Below are 13,090 nucleotides of genomic sequence, written 5' to 3'. Positions count from 1 at the left end.
CAATGTCTGGAGTGCCGACAACCTCAAATAACTTGTCCCGCCCTTACCGTGGAAACGCTGAGACCCGGGACAAAATCCATCAGTTTCCTAACGCACAATTCATCAAAAAGAGGCCGGCATTTGCCGCCCTCTTCCCGCTTTAACGCTGGACAACACATGAGAAAATAGAAGACGAATGATCTCCGTTTCCAATGTCTCCATGCGTTACGGCTCGAAGGTTCTCTTTGAGGACGTAAGCACCACGTTTATCGCAGGCCGCCGGTATGGCCTCACGGGCCCGAATGGCGCCGGTAAGTCCACCTTCATGAAGGTGCTTACCGGTGAGATTGACGCCCAGAAGGGCAACGTGGTCCGGCCGAAGAAGCTCGGTGTTCTGCGCCAGGACCAGTACGCCTTCGACGCCTACCGCGTCATCGACACTGTCATTATGGGCAATAAGGCCCTCTGGTCTGCTCTGGAAGAGCGCGACCACCTGTATGAGAAGGCTGAGCTGACCGATGATGACGGCATCCGTCTGGGTGAGCTGGAAGGCGTGATCGGCGAAGAAGACGGCTACGAGGCCGAATCAAATGCGGCCGTACTGCTGCAGGGTCTCGATATTGCCGATGACCTGCACGAGCGCAAGATGGGCGAGCTGCAGGGCGGCCAGAAGGTCCGCGTGCTGTTGGCGCAGGCTCTCTTCGGCAATCCGCAGGCGCTGCTGCTGGACGAGCCTACGAACTATCTCGATCTCGAGTCCATCCACTGGCTGCAGGACTTCCTGGTCCGTTTCGATGGCACGCTGATCACCATCTCACACGACCGTCACTTCCTGAACTCGGTCTGCACCCACATCGCCGATATCGACTATCAGACGATCATCACCTACACCGGCGGCTACGATGACATGGTGCTGCAGAAGACGCAGGTCCGCCAGCGCATCGAGTCGCAGAACGAACAGCGCGAAAAGAAGATCGCGCAGTTGAACGACTTCATCGCGCGCTTCTCCGCCGGTACACGTTCGTCTCAGGTGAACTCGCGTAAGAAAGAAGTAGAGCGCCTGCAAACCACCGAGCTGGCGCGCTCGAACATTCAACGTCCGTATATCCGCTTCGATCAGCTTCGTCCTTCGGGCAAGCACATTCTGGAGATCGAGGCAGTGTCCAAGTCATACGACGTGCCGGTCTTCAAGAACTTCACCTCCGCGGTGATGCGTGGTGAGAAGGTCGTACTGATTGGCCGTAACGGAACCGGTAAGACGACGATGCTGAAGTCGCTGCTCGCCGGCATGCCGGAGACCGACGACAAGGAGTTCACCCGCGACGGCGGCACGGTGAAGTGGGGACACGAGGCCAACATCGGCTACTTTGCTCAGGACCACACCGGAACCGTGACCAAGGGCATGACGGTTGCCGACTGGCTGCATCAGTTCGATGAGAAGGCTACGGAAGAAGACATCCGCGGCATTCTGGGTCAGATGCTCTTCCGCGGCGAAGAGGGCCTGAAGAAGACTGAGGCTCTGTCGGGCGGCGAGCAGGCGCGCCTGATCTTCTGCAAGTTGATGCTGCAGAAGCCCAACATTCTGATCTTTGACGAACCCACCAACCACCTCGATCTGGAATCGATCAACGCCTTGAACCAGGCGCTGCAGAAGTACGAGGGGACGGTACTGCTGGTGACGCACGATGAGGATCTGATCGACGAGGTCGCGACCCGCATCTGGCACTTCCAGGACGGCACGGTTGAAGATTTCAAGGGACCATACGCCGAGTATCAGCAGGTCCTGGCCGCAGCAAAATAACTTCCCGCAAATCCTCACCGTTTGTATCGCGCTGCGATACCGGCGGTGAGGTTTGTACGTATGAATCCTCGTGATTCTTTTACTTGACAACCCGTCTGCGGTCACTGACCGTAGAACTAACACCTGAAACAGGTTTTTCGGGCGCAGCCGCGTCCAGCGAGCGCGCCACGAGTTCCCCGGGATTATTGACCGATAGAACCGCTTCGAAACCTTTGATTTTTGTTTCGCCCTTTTTGAGGAGTGACGTTTCATGAAGATTGCAAAGATCTGTAGCACGCGTGTATTCGCGGCTGTGCTGACTGCCGGTATGTTGGTTGTTCCGGCCTATGTAGCCACGCCGCGCGCTCTGGCACAAACCGCTGCGACTGGTACGATCTCCGGAACCATTACGGATGCCTCCGGCGCCGCAGTTCCGAACACTACTGTCGTCATCACCAACACCGACACCGGCGCAAGCCGTACGGTGACCACGAATAGCGACGGCTACTTCACATCGACCTTCCTGCAGCCCGGGCACTATGAGGTTCTCGCCGGTGGTACCGGGAACTTCGGTAAGATCGCCCGGAAGAACCTGACGCTGACCGTAGGTCAGATGTTGACGGTCGATTCCACTCTGCCCGCCGCTTCTGTTTCCACTGACGTTACCGTACTGGATGTCGCTCCCCTCATCGAAACCGAAAAGACCTCGATGGCGCAGACCGTGAGTCAGCAGCTCGTCTCGAATCTGCCGGTCAATGGACGTCGTTGGGATAACTTCGTACTGCTCACGCCGAACGTGGTTCCTGACGGCAACAGTGGTCTGATTTCATACCGCGGTATCTCGGGTCTCTACAACACCAACCTGGTGGACGGAACAAACAACCAGCAGGCGTTCTTCTCCGAAGCTCGTGGCCGCGCCATCGGCGCACCCTACGTATTCTCTCTGGATACCATCAAGGAGTTCCAGTCTTCGACTTCGGGATATTCGGCGGAATTCGGCGGCGCTGCCGGCGGTGTAATCAACGCCATTACCAAGTCGGGTACCAATGCTACACACGGCGATCTGTTCTACTACCTTCGCTATCCGACGCTGAATGCATTGGATCCACTCACCAAGTACACCGCCAAGCTGAACAACCAAAGCTATCTGCTGACGCCCACAGTTCACCAGCAGCAGCAGTTCGGCGCCTCCATCGGCGGCCCGATCATCAAGGACAAGCTCTTCTACTTCATCACCTATGACGGCTTCCGTAAGGTGAACCCAATCTTCTATCTCGGTGTAACCCCGTCGACTTTGCTGGCGATGGCGAACAACACCTACTCCACTGCTTACAAGACCTGCCCGACCGGCGTCACGACGGCACAGTGCGTAGCCGCGGCGAACTACATCATCTCGCAGCAGGGTATCTATCCCCGCACGGCGATTCAGGATATTGTCTATCCGCGTCTGGACTACCAGTTCAACGACAAGAATCACGTAAGCGTCAGCTATAACTTTGCGAACTTCCGTCAGCCGAACGGCTACCGTACGGACAACACCCGTACCAACGAATCGATCGGAGCCAATGGTCGCAATGACTTCCATCAGCGTTATCTGATCGCCAACTGGGAGTCGGTGCTCTCGTCGAACTCCGCCAATGCGGTTCACTTCCAGTGGTCGCGTGACCTTGAGGTAACTGGTACGAACGCGCCTGGACCTTCGGTCTCGATCTCCAACATCCTGACCTACGGCGAAACCCTGGCTCTGCCTCGCGGCGCCTTCCCGGATGAGAAGCGCCTGCAGTTCGCGGATACTTACTCGACCACCCATGGCAAGCACTCCATCAAGGCCGGCGTGGATCTGAACTTCATCCACGAGAAGCTCTCCAACCTCTTCCAGGGCAACGGTAACTACACCTACAGCCAGTTCACCGGCCAGGTGCAGCCCTCTGCGGTCGCCGGCTTCTACAACTGGGTGCAGGATGTTTACGGCGCCAATGGGGGCCGTCATTACACGCAGTTCATCCAGGTCAACGATCCCATCACCCACGTGGGCGCCGATGACTTCTGGATTAAGCACATTGCCGGTTTCGCGGAAGACCAGTGGAAGATTCGCTCTGACTTCACGTTCACGGCCGGTGTTCGCTATGACGTGCAGCTCGTCAACCAGCCGCCCCAGCCCTACACCAACAGCTACAACGGTGTTCCTAGCCCGCTGGGTAACAGCGTGACTAACTCCATCTTCATCAATAAGAAGATGATTCAGCCTCGCTTGGGCTTTGCCTGGTCACCGGTTGACGGAATGGTCGTTCGCGGTGGCTACGGCATGTTCTATGCCCTCACGCCGGGTTCGCTGTTCTATTGCACCCGTGTTGAGAATGGTGTTTTCCAGCAGCAGTTTACGGTTCGTGCAACCTCGTCCACGGCCACGGGAACTGAGTCCGGCGTAGGCCTTGCCTTCCCGACCGGAGCTCCGTCGAACACCGGTGTTCTGTTCACACCTCCGGGACCGGCGCTTGCCGCTCCGTTTGCCGGTGCTGTCACTCCGACCGTCAATGGCTCGGCTGCGGCGACACCGCTCAGCTTCCGCGGGCAGGATAAGAACTTCACCAACCCCTATACTCATTCGTTCGATCTGGCCGTGGAGCAGCAGCTTCCGCTCAAGTCGACTCTGACCGTTGCATACGTCGGTACCCGCGGCATGCGTCTCCCCTTCTTCATCGACGCCAACCTGCCTCACACCTCACTGACCCGTACTTACACGACGCCGAGTGGCGGTTCGATCACAGTGCCCTTCTATTCGAGCGCTCTGACCCGTCCGTCGCCGAACGATGGCATTATCCTGGTCGGCTACAGCGGTATCAACACCTGGTATCACTCCGGAGCGTTCACGCTGCGCAAGCAGATGAGCCAGGGTGTGGAACTGCTGGCAAACTACACCTGGTCCAAGGCCATCGATGGTTCGCAGGTCTCGGGTGTGAACGGTACCTTCAACGGAACCAATCCGATCCTCGATCCTTATAACCTGAAGAATCCCGGCACATTGAAGGAGTACGGACGTTCGGATCTCGACATGCGCGGACGTTTTGTCGGCAGCATCGTCATCGCTCCGAAGTTCGGTTTCTCCAACCATCTGGTTGCCTATGCGGCCAATGGCTGGACGCTCTCCAGCGCCATCACGCTGCAGGACGGTCTGCCGCTGACAGCTCGCATGTCAGCCAGCCCCAGCACCGGCGTTCTGGACGGCGGTGTAACCGGCGGTACGGTGAACCTGAACGCAGGTGCTGACGCCGGCCGTGCGCCGCACGTCTCCCGCAACGCTTACCCGAGCAACGGTATCCGCAACATAGATGCACGTCTCTCGCGTTCGTTCCCGATCCACGAGAACATCCGCCTGGAACTGCTGACGGAGCTCTTCAACGTGGCCAACCGTCGTCAGATGACGTCGTTCAACACGACAGCGTTTGCTCTCAGCGGTACCACCATCACGAACTTCACCGCCGCCAGCGCTTACCAGAACTTCGGTCAGCCGTCGTCCACAAGCAGCGTGCTGTATGGACCGCGTCAGGCACAGTTCTCGGCGAAGGTGTCCTTCTAAACCTAGTGCAAACAACATCAAAGCCCCGGCTTCGGCCGGGGCTTTGGCTTTGCATTTTGGGGTCACCCATACCCTGGGTGCCCCATATCTGCGAAGCAGATGTGGGACATTCGGGGTCCCCGGCGAACTTGTTCGCTGGGGTGAACTATTCGCTACGCGCGAACCGCCTTTCGTTGGACGTGAGCACAAACTTCAATTGAAGCTGATTTCTTATATGTCATTCAACCGCCCGGGTGCCCCACCCTAACGGAGTTAGAGTGGGCAAGGAAGCCACATCCCTTACCTTTGTCATCCTGAGCCGTAGGCGAAGGACCTGCTGTTACCCAATCCCTTACGCTTCGCGTAAGGGATTGTTATTCGCGCTACGCACGAACCGCCTTTCATTTGTCATACTCAACAAACAGCTCCCAACATCTATGCTCTCGCGCCGCTCAGTTCTTCGTCTCCTCGCCGCCTCAGCCGTGTCCCCATCTGCCTTTGCGCAAAATCCCGCGATCCTTCCCGCAAAGCGACCAGGCGAGCTCGACATCCATCACATCGATATCGGCCGCGGCAACAGCACGCTCATCGTAGCTCCGGAAGGGCACTCGTTCCTGATCGATGCGGGCTCCTCGACCAGCTCGCTCGAAACCTCCTCGCCGCCACGTCCAAATGGCAGCCGACGTCCGGGCGAATGGATCGCCGAGTACGCCCGCCGCAACGGCATCAGCCGCATCGACTACTCCCTGGCCACGCATATCCACCCCGACCACGTCGGCGATCTCGAACCAAACTGCCCAGCCTCTTCCGATGGCAGCTATAAGCTGACCGGCCTCAGCGATGTCGACGCACTGCTCCCGATCGAGACCCATATCGACCGCGCCTATCCCAACTTCGGCGATGCCAGGCCGCTGGATGCCCCGTTCGCGGCAAACTATCTCGCCTATCTGCAATCGCGCGTTCGCAACCACAAGCGGGTTGAAGCAGCGAAGATCGGCTCCAACCGCCAGATCGTTCTCAATGGCACCGAGATCCGTATCCTCTCCGCCAACGGCCGCATCTGGACCGGTCAGGGCGAGACCTCCCGCAGCGTGATACCCGCAGGCCGGGCATTGAGCGCTGAAGAGCAGCCGAACGAGAACTTCTACTCCATCGCACTGCGCATGACCTTCGGAAGATTCAGCTACTACACCGGCGGAGACCTTTACTGCGACACGCACGACGGCCGCGTTCCCTGGCTCGATCTGGAATCACCGGTCGCGCGGCTCGCAGGAAAGACAGACGTCGCCGCCGCTAACCATCACGGCTACTTCGACGCTACCGGCAGCGAGTTCGTGCGCGCTTTGGATGCACAGGCCTACATCATCCAGGCATGGGACGTAGGCCACCCCGGCCCAGCCCAGGCACAACGCATGCTCGGCGAGTGGCCAGGTGCAGCCCACCACGACGTCTACGCCACAGAGTCTCTACCCGCAAACCAGCTCACCAACAACCGCTTTGTCTCCCACTTCCGCAGCCGCCAGGGACACATCGTAGTCCGCGTCTCCGCCAACACCGAAACCTTCCAGATCTTCGTCCTCGACTCCACCCGCGAAGACGCCCCCATTCTCTTCACCTCCCAGCCCTACCGCACCCGCAGCTAAGGAATGGTACTGGGTGCCCCATATCTGCGAAGCAGATGTGGGCATTCGAGCGACGCTCGAACCTCTCTTTGTTTTGTCATTCTGAACGTTCGGGGACTCAGCGAACTTGTTCGCTCATGTCGCGCTCCGCGCGACCCGCCGTGCCCTAAGCAATACATTCGCACCTGTCGCTGCGAATCCGCTTCGCTGAGGCCCGTGCTCAACCGTGTTAGGCTAAGGGACAGGGTTTGGCAGTTGGTCGAATAGGGCACCCGTAGCTCAGCTGGATAGAGCGGCAGCCTCCGAAGCTGTAGGTCAGAAGTTCGAATCTTCTCGGGTGCACCATCCCCTAAAGCTTAAAAGGCTCCGACACTGTCGGAGCCTTTTCGTTTGCTAGCACGGACCTCAAATCTTCTTCTGACTCTCCAGCTCCTGCATCACGGACTGGATCAGCTCCTTAGCCCCGGTAATCTGCGACAACACAAACTGCAGATCCAGCGCCGGAACCGCCGGGTTCCGGTTCGAGGTGCAATAAACACCATGCTGCCCAACCATCGCCAGAGCATCCGTCAGCACATCGAGAGACACAGCGAGTCTTCCACGAGCAACGCCCATCATGAACTCGTGCTTCTCGAGCTCCTCACGCCGATCGTGGAAGACATTCGCCAAACTACCACTCCTTCGCTGCGGTATCAGGAGTAAGCGGGGTGCTCGCAGCCGGAGCCTTCCAGCGAAGGATCGGCTTACGGGCAGCCGTGGTCTCATCCAGGCGCCGCAGGCGGGTTGTATGCGGAGCGGTCTTCACCAGCTCCGGGTTCTCTTCCGCCTCGCGTGCGATCTGGCGCAGAGCATCGATCAGCAGATCCAGCTCCTCGCGGCTCTCGCTTTCGGTCGGCTCAATCATCATGGCGCCGGCAACGATCAGCGGGAAGCTCACGGTATAAGCGTGGAAGCCGTAGTCGAGTAGACGCTTACCCATATCGCCGGTCTTCACGCCATTCTTCGCCTGCAGCTTATCGCTGAAGACAACCTCGTGCATCGACGCTGTCTTGAAAGGCAGGTCGAAGACGTCTTCCAGCTTCGCACGCAGATAGTTGGCGTTCAACACGGCATCTTCCGTCGTCTGTCGCAGACCATCCGGGCCGTTGGCCAGGATGTAGGCCAGCGCGCGAATGAACATACCGAAGTTGCCGTACCAGGCGCGCACACGGCCGACACTCTGCGGGCGGTTGTAGTCCAGGGTGAGCGTACCGTCGTTCTTAGTCGCAAGAACGGGCGTCGGAAGGAAGGGCTCAAGGATCTTCTTGCAGGCCACGGGACCCGAACCTGGGCCACCGCCTCCGTGCGGCGTGGAGAAGGTCTTGTGCAGATTCAGGTGCATCACGTCCACACCGAAGTCGCCGGGACGAACCTTGCCGACCAGCGCGTTCATATTGGCGCCGTCCATGTACAGCAACGCGCCCTTGGCGTGGAGGATATCGGCGATCTTATGAATCTCGCTCTCGAAAACACCGATCGTCGAAGGATTGGTCAGCATCAGCGCCGCCGTATCCTCATCCACCAGCTTCTCCAGCTCGGCGAGATCGACCATGCCTTCGGCATTCGATTTCAGGTTCTGCACCTGGTAGCCGACGACTGCTGCTGTGGCAGGGTTGGTGCCGTGAGCCGAGTCCGGAATCAGGATCTTCTTTCGCGGATTGCCCTTGCTTTCGTGATACGCGCGAACCAGCAGGATACCGGTGAACTCACCATGCGCGCCGGCAGCGGGCTGCAGCGTAATAGAGTCCATACCGGTGATATCCAGCAGCGAGTCGGAGAGCACCTGCATAATCTCCAGCACACCCTGCGACAACGACTCCGGCTGATACGGATGCGCCTCGGCCAGACCCTCCAGGCGAGCGACAAGCTCGTTGACGCGGCCGTTGTACTTCATCGTGCAGCTTCCCAGCGGGAACATGCCGAGATCGATCGCATAGTTCCAGGTAGACAGGCGCGTGAAGTGGCGAACGATCTCAATCTCTGAGAGCTCCGGCATCACGCCGAGATCGGTACGGACAGCATCGCCCAGCAGAGCGGCAGCATCCACAGCCGGAACGTCCAGCTCGCTCAGACGGTAAGCCTTCTTGCCCGGCGACGACTTCTCAAAGATCAGGTCCTCGTTCTGATTGACGTGGACTGAGGCCTTCTTCGGGGTTCCTACAAACTTGTCTCCCATTTACTTCAGCACCTCCGCCGCGGCATCAATCTGTGCCCTGGTTGTCAGCTCGGTCGCGCACCACAACGAGGTGTTCGGTCCAAGCTCGGGATAGAACCTCTCCAGCGGCAGGCCGCCGACGATCTTCTTCTCCAGCAGCGCAGCATTCGCAGCTTCCGCCGTCTTGCTTCCCTGCAGCACAAATTCGTTGAAGCGCGGAGCTCCACCGAACAGCACCTTACCGCTGCCGCCGATGGTCTGCGCTGCGTAATGTGCCTTGGCCAGGTTCTGCTCGGCCAGATCCTTCAGTCCCTTGCCATAGACCGTCAGGAAGACCGTCACCATCAACGCCACCAGCGACTGGTTGGTGCAGATGTTCGAGGTCGCCTTCTCGCGGCGAATATGCTGCTCGCGCGTGGAGAGCGTCAGCACGAAGCCACGCTTGCCGTCCAGGTCCTTGGTTTCCCCGGCCAGACGTCCCGGCATCTGCCGCAGGAACTTCTCCTTGCAGGCGATCACACCGCAGTACGGTCCGCCGTAGCCCACAGGCACGCCGAACGACTGTGCTTCCATCGCAACGATGTCGGCCTCAACCGGCGGCTTAACAATGCCCAGAGAAATCGCTTCGGCAATCGAGACAATCAGCAGCGCACCCTTCTTATGCGCGATCTCGGCGATAGCAGCCACGTCCTCAATCGTTCCGAAGAAGTTCGGCGACTGGATCAGGACGCAGGCCGTGTCATCGGTAATCGCGGCATCAAGCTTGGCCAGGTCCACGCGTCCGGTCGCCGGATCGTAGTCGACCTCGGTCTTCGGAATGGACTGGTGCTGCGCGTAGGTCGTCAGCACCTCGCGATACTCGGGGTGTACCGTGCGCGCAACCACCGCTCCATTGCGTCCGGTAACGCGGACCGCCATCATCACGGCTTCAGCCGCACCCGTCGAACCGTCGTACATGGAGGCGTTCGAGATCTCCATGCCGGTGAGCTCGCAGATCATGGTCTGGAACTCGAACAGCGCCTGCAGGGTTCCCTGCGCGATCTCCGGCTGGTACGGCGTATAGCTGGTAAGAAACTCACCGCGCGAGACCACGGTATCAATCAGCACGGGACGATAGTGACGATAGGCGCCCGCACCCAGGAAGCTGGCATAGCCGAGAGCATTCTTCTCGGCAAATGCCTTGAAGTGCTCGATGACCTCCTGCTCGCCGTGCTGGCGCGGCACATTCAAGTCGCGGGTAAGGCGATACTCCGCCGGAACCGTCGCGAACAGATCGTCGATGGACTTCGCGCCGATATCGGCAAGCATCGCCTCACGGTCGCTGGGACTCTTTGGTAGATAACGCATCAGTGACCCGTCTCTTCGCTGACAAACTTCTCGTAGGCTTCGGCGGTCAGCAGATTCTCGAGCTGCGAGGCATCGAACTCAGCCTTGATCATCCAGGTTCCATTGGCATCGGCATTCACCGACTCCGGAGCGGAGTTCAGGGCTTCGTTCACCTCGAGCACTTTCCCGTTTACTGGTGAGTAGAGATCGCTGACGGCCTTTACGGACTCGACTGTGCCGAAGCTCTGACCGGCATTCAATTCAGCGCCCACAGCAGGCAGCTCGACGAAGACGATATCGCCGAGGGTTGACTGCGCGTAGTCGGTGATGCCGATTCTGCCATCGGCGGCGATCCACTCATGTTCTTTCGTGTAGCGGTACTCGGTCGGGTAAGCCATTACTGTGCGCTCTCCAGTCGTTAGGAAGGTCTATGCAAATCGGAACTGCCGGGAACTACGTGGTCTTCTTCGGCTTTTTGTAGAAGGGCAACGGAACTACCTTCGATTTCACCATGGCGGAGCGGACCTGTACTGCCAGCTCGGTATCCACGGCGCTCAACTCAACAGGAACATAGGCCAGGGCGATGTTCTTCTTCAGGAAGGGCGAAGGTGAGCCGGAGGTGACGACCCCGACCTCTTTGCCATCGAGCGTGAAGACCGGATATCCGTCGCGGGCAATGCCGCGGTCGACCATCTCAAGGCCCACCAGCTTGCGCTTCGGTCCACCTGCTGCCTGTACGGCGAGCAGCGCCTGCTTGCCGACGAAATCCGCTTCCTTTTCCAACTTGCAGTAGCGCCCGAGGCCGGCCTCGAAGACGTTGATCGTGTCGGAGATCTCGTGGCCGTAGAGAGCCATCGCGCTCTCCAAACGAAGCGTGTTACGTGCACCCAGGCCGCAGGGCAGAATGCCGAACTCCTTGCCGGCTTCAAGCACTTCATTCCAGACGCGGGTACTGGTGGCTTCGTCAGAAGGGACATAGATCTCGAAGCCGTCCTCGCCGGTGTAGCCGGTACGGGCGACCAGAACGTTATACAGGCCGCAAACCTTGCCCCAGGTGAACCAGTAGTTCTTGATGGAGTCCAGATCGACATCGGTCAGCTTGCGCAATACATCAATGGCCTTCGGACCCTGGATGGCAAGCTGCGTATACATGTCGCTGTAGTCGTTGATATGGATACTCGGCATCATGCCGATCGTCTTGCGGACCCACTGCACGTCCTTCTCGCGCGTGCCGGCATTGATGACGATCAGGTAGTCGTTGTCGCTCAGCTTGTGCAGCACGACGTCATCCACGAAGGTGCCCTCGGGCGTCAGCATGGCGGAGTAGTGCGCCTGCCCCACCTGCAGCTTGCTGGCGTCGTTCATCAACAGCTTCTGCACGGCATCCAGCGAACCCGGCCCGCGGAGCTGGATGTCACCCATGTGCGAGACATCGAAGAGGCCCACCCCGGTCCGGACGGCCATGTGCTCGGCGATCAGGCCCGAATACTCGACCGGCATATCCCACCCGCCGAAATCGACCATCTTGGCCTTGAGAGCGCGGTGGGTGGCGTTCAATGCGGTTTTACGAAGCACGGAGCCAGAGTCAGACACGGTTACGGCCACCTTTGTTTGAGCTTGGATTGTGGTGCGAAGGGCAAGGATTGATTTTAATTCAGGGGAGTGGATGTGTCACACATGTGCGCTAACCGCGCACACGTGGTTCTGGATCTTCCTTTACCAGGTGCCACACCTCGGGGTCCCCGACGAACTTGTTCGTTGGGGGTGAACGCTCGCAACGCCACGGTGGGTTCGGAGCCCCAGAGTTCGGGCCGATTCCGGCTTGGGGTATCGACAAATTCGACGGAACCCATAGGAATCGAGGTTACCGAGGCTTCTTGGCCGCCCGAACAAAACTGGACACCGCAAACCATGTAAAAAGCAATGCAATGGCTACGCTCATGAACCACTGCTGCCGATGAACGCCGCCCTCCCGGTAGGAGCCGAAATGGGTAATCGTCGCCTGCACAAAATACAGGGCAAAGAACGCGAAAAGCGTACCCATCACCTGCAGCCAGACGGCGCGGCCGGCGTGTTTGAGGCTGCCAAAGAAACCCCGGCTGGCGCCCCGTGCGGCACGCCGCACATCAATGTGCTGGCGCGCGGTCTGCCGCGGAGCCGGATTGGGATCGGGCGCAGCGGCCGCCTTGCCGGCTTCAATGGCGGTGCGAGCGGCATGTCGAACACCCGCACCCAGCACCTTTCCCAGCCGCACCTTATCCATATCTTCCAGTCTACGCGTTGAGAAGTTTTTCCCTGAAACAGATGTTGCAGGACCAACCCCGCGGGATCGACCTGTAATCCAAACGGAGTATGAGAATCCTTGTTCTTACGGTCGCTTTTATGAGCGCCGCTGCTGCCGCGTTTCTGATCTCCAGACCGAGTGCTGTGCCGGGGAGAGAGAAGGAGAAGGAAAGACCCATCGAAAAAGGAAAAACGGTCGGGGATCTTGCCCACCAACTCGAAGAGGCGTGGAGCGACCACCATACCCTGGTGGCGTAAGCAGTTGCCAGTTGGACTAGCGATGGTGCTGCGGGTCGCCTCACCTGGTGTGTCGACGGACTTTTTCATACCCATGCCGTACCTCGTCAACT

At 59.0% G+C, this 13,090-nt stretch carries 10 protein-coding genes and 1 tRNA gene; 5 read left to right on the top strand and 6 right to left on the bottom strand.

Annotation, left to right across the window (positions count from 1 at the left end):
* Nucleotides 1–175 precede the first annotated feature (175 nt).
* The 4 genes from OHL21_RS10910 (at nucleotide 176) to OHL21_RS10895 (ending at nucleotide 7,282) form a co-directional block, all read left to right on the top strand.
* Nucleotides 176–1,780: an ABC-F family ATP-binding cassette domain-containing protein gene (locus tag OHL21_RS10910; RefSeq protein ID WP_263417301.1), complete on the top strand. Its 1,605-nt coding sequence runs from the start codon at nucleotides 176–178 to the stop codon at nucleotides 1,778–1,780.
* Nucleotides 1,781–2,030: 250 nt separating this feature from the next.
* Nucleotides 2,031–5,336 carry a TonB-dependent receptor gene (locus OHL21_RS10905; RefSeq protein ID WP_263417300.1) on the top strand — a complete coding sequence of 1,102 codons (3,306 nt, stop codon included), beginning with the start codon at nucleotides 2,031–2,033 and terminating at the stop codon, nucleotides 5,334–5,336.
* Nucleotides 5,337–5,752: 416 nt separating this feature from the next.
* On the top strand, nucleotides 5,753–6,958 hold the full coding sequence (locus OHL21_RS10900; protein ID WP_263417299.1) for a ComEC/Rec2 family competence protein: 1,206 nt from the start codon (nucleotides 5,753–5,755) through the stop codon (nucleotides 6,956–6,958).
* Nucleotides 6,959–7,205: 247 nt separating this feature from the next.
* Nucleotides 7,206–7,282 (top strand) — tRNA-Arg (locus OHL21_RS10895).
* 60 nt (nucleotides 7,283–7,342) lie between these two features.
* Here OHL21_RS10895 and OHL21_RS10890 read toward each other — a convergent pair.
* The 6 genes from OHL21_RS10890 to OHL21_RS10865 all read right to left on the bottom strand — a co-directional run bounded on the left by OHL21_RS10890 (nucleotide 7,343) and on the right by OHL21_RS10865 (nucleotide 12,720).
* The gene (locus OHL21_RS10890) at nucleotides 7,343–7,606 is read right to left on the bottom strand and encodes a hypothetical protein (RefSeq protein WP_263417298.1); all 264 of its coding nucleotides are present in this window, start codon (nucleotides 7,604–7,606) and stop codon (nucleotides 7,343–7,345) included.
* A gap of 1 nt (nucleotide 7,607) precedes the next feature.
* On the bottom strand, nucleotides 7,608–9,152 hold the full coding sequence (gene gcvPB / locus OHL21_RS10885) for an aminomethyl-transferring glycine dehydrogenase subunit GcvPB (protein WP_263417297.1): 1,545 nt from the start codon (nucleotides 9,150–9,152) through the stop codon (nucleotides 7,608–7,610).
* Nucleotides 9,153–10,478, bottom strand: a complete 1,326-nt coding sequence (gene gcvPA / locus OHL21_RS10880; protein ID WP_263417296.1) for an aminomethyl-transferring glycine dehydrogenase subunit GcvPA — start codon at nucleotides 10,476–10,478, stop codon at nucleotides 9,153–9,155. It abuts the gene before it with no gap.
* Nucleotides 10,478–10,855, bottom strand: coding sequence for a glycine cleavage system protein GcvH (gene gcvH / locus OHL21_RS10875; protein WP_263417295.1), 378 nt, complete (start codon nucleotides 10,853–10,855; stop codon nucleotides 10,478–10,480). The genes gcvPA and gcvH overlap by 1 nt, the downstream gene beginning before the upstream one ends.
* Nucleotides 10,856–10,910: 55 nt before the next feature.
* A complete protein-coding gene (gene gcvT, locus OHL21_RS10870; protein WP_263417294.1) occupies nucleotides 10,911–12,050 on the bottom strand; it encodes a glycine cleavage system aminomethyltransferase GcvT in 1,140 nt (379 codons plus the stop codon).
* A gap of 271 nt (nucleotides 12,051–12,321) precedes the next feature.
* Nucleotides 12,322–12,720 (bottom strand): hypothetical protein, encoded by a 399-nt coding sequence (locus OHL21_RS10865; RefSeq protein WP_263417293.1) that lies wholly within the window; start codon nucleotides 12,718–12,720, stop codon nucleotides 12,322–12,324.
* 89 nt (nucleotides 12,721–12,809) lie between these two features.
* Between OHL21_RS10865 and OHL21_RS10860 the strand changes: the two genes are divergently transcribed.
* Complete coding sequence (locus OHL21_RS10860; RefSeq protein WP_263417292.1) at nucleotides 12,810–12,998, top strand: hypothetical protein; 189 nt, start codon at nucleotides 12,810–12,812, stop codon at nucleotides 12,996–12,998.
* Nucleotides 12,999–13,090 lie beyond the last annotated feature (92 nt).

Source organism: Terriglobus albidus, assembly GCF_025685425.1.
GTDB classification, from domain to species: domain Bacteria; phylum Acidobacteriota; class Terriglobia; order Terriglobales; family Acidobacteriaceae; genus Terriglobus; species Terriglobus albidus.
This window is presented reverse-complemented; position numbering and strand designations above follow the sequence as displayed.

Excerpts from the sequence above, each read along its gene's own strand:
- gcvPA (WP_263417296.1), bottom strand. The coding sequence starts at position 10,478 with ATGCGTTATCTACCAAAGAGTCCCAGCGACCGTGAGGCGATGCTTGCC.
- gcvH (WP_263417295.1), bottom strand. The coding sequence starts at position 10,855 with ATGGCTTACCCGACCGAGTACCGCTACACGAAAGAACATGAGTGGATC.
- OHL21_RS10865 (WP_263417293.1), bottom strand. The coding sequence starts at position 12,720 with ATGGATAAGGTGCGGCTGGGAAAGGTGCTGGGTGCGGGTGTTCGACAT.
- OHL21_RS10905 (WP_263417300.1), top strand. The coding sequence starts at position 2,031 with ATGAAGATTGCAAAGATCTGTAGCACGCGTGTATTCGCGGCTGTGCTG.
- OHL21_RS10900 (WP_263417299.1), top strand. The coding sequence starts at position 5,753 with ATGCTCTCGCGCCGCTCAGTTCTTCGTCTCCTCGCCGCCTCAGCCGTG.
- OHL21_RS10860 (WP_263417292.1), top strand. The coding sequence starts at position 12,810 with ATGAGAATCCTTGTTCTTACGGTCGCTTTTATGAGCGCCGCTGCTGCC.
- gcvPB (WP_263417297.1), bottom strand. The coding sequence starts at position 9,152 with ATGGGAGACAAGTTTGTAGGAACCCCGAAGAAGGCCTCAGTCCACGTC.
- OHL21_RS10910 (WP_263417301.1), top strand. The coding sequence starts at position 176 with ATGATCTCCGTTTCCAATGTCTCCATGCGTTACGGCTCGAAGGTTCTC.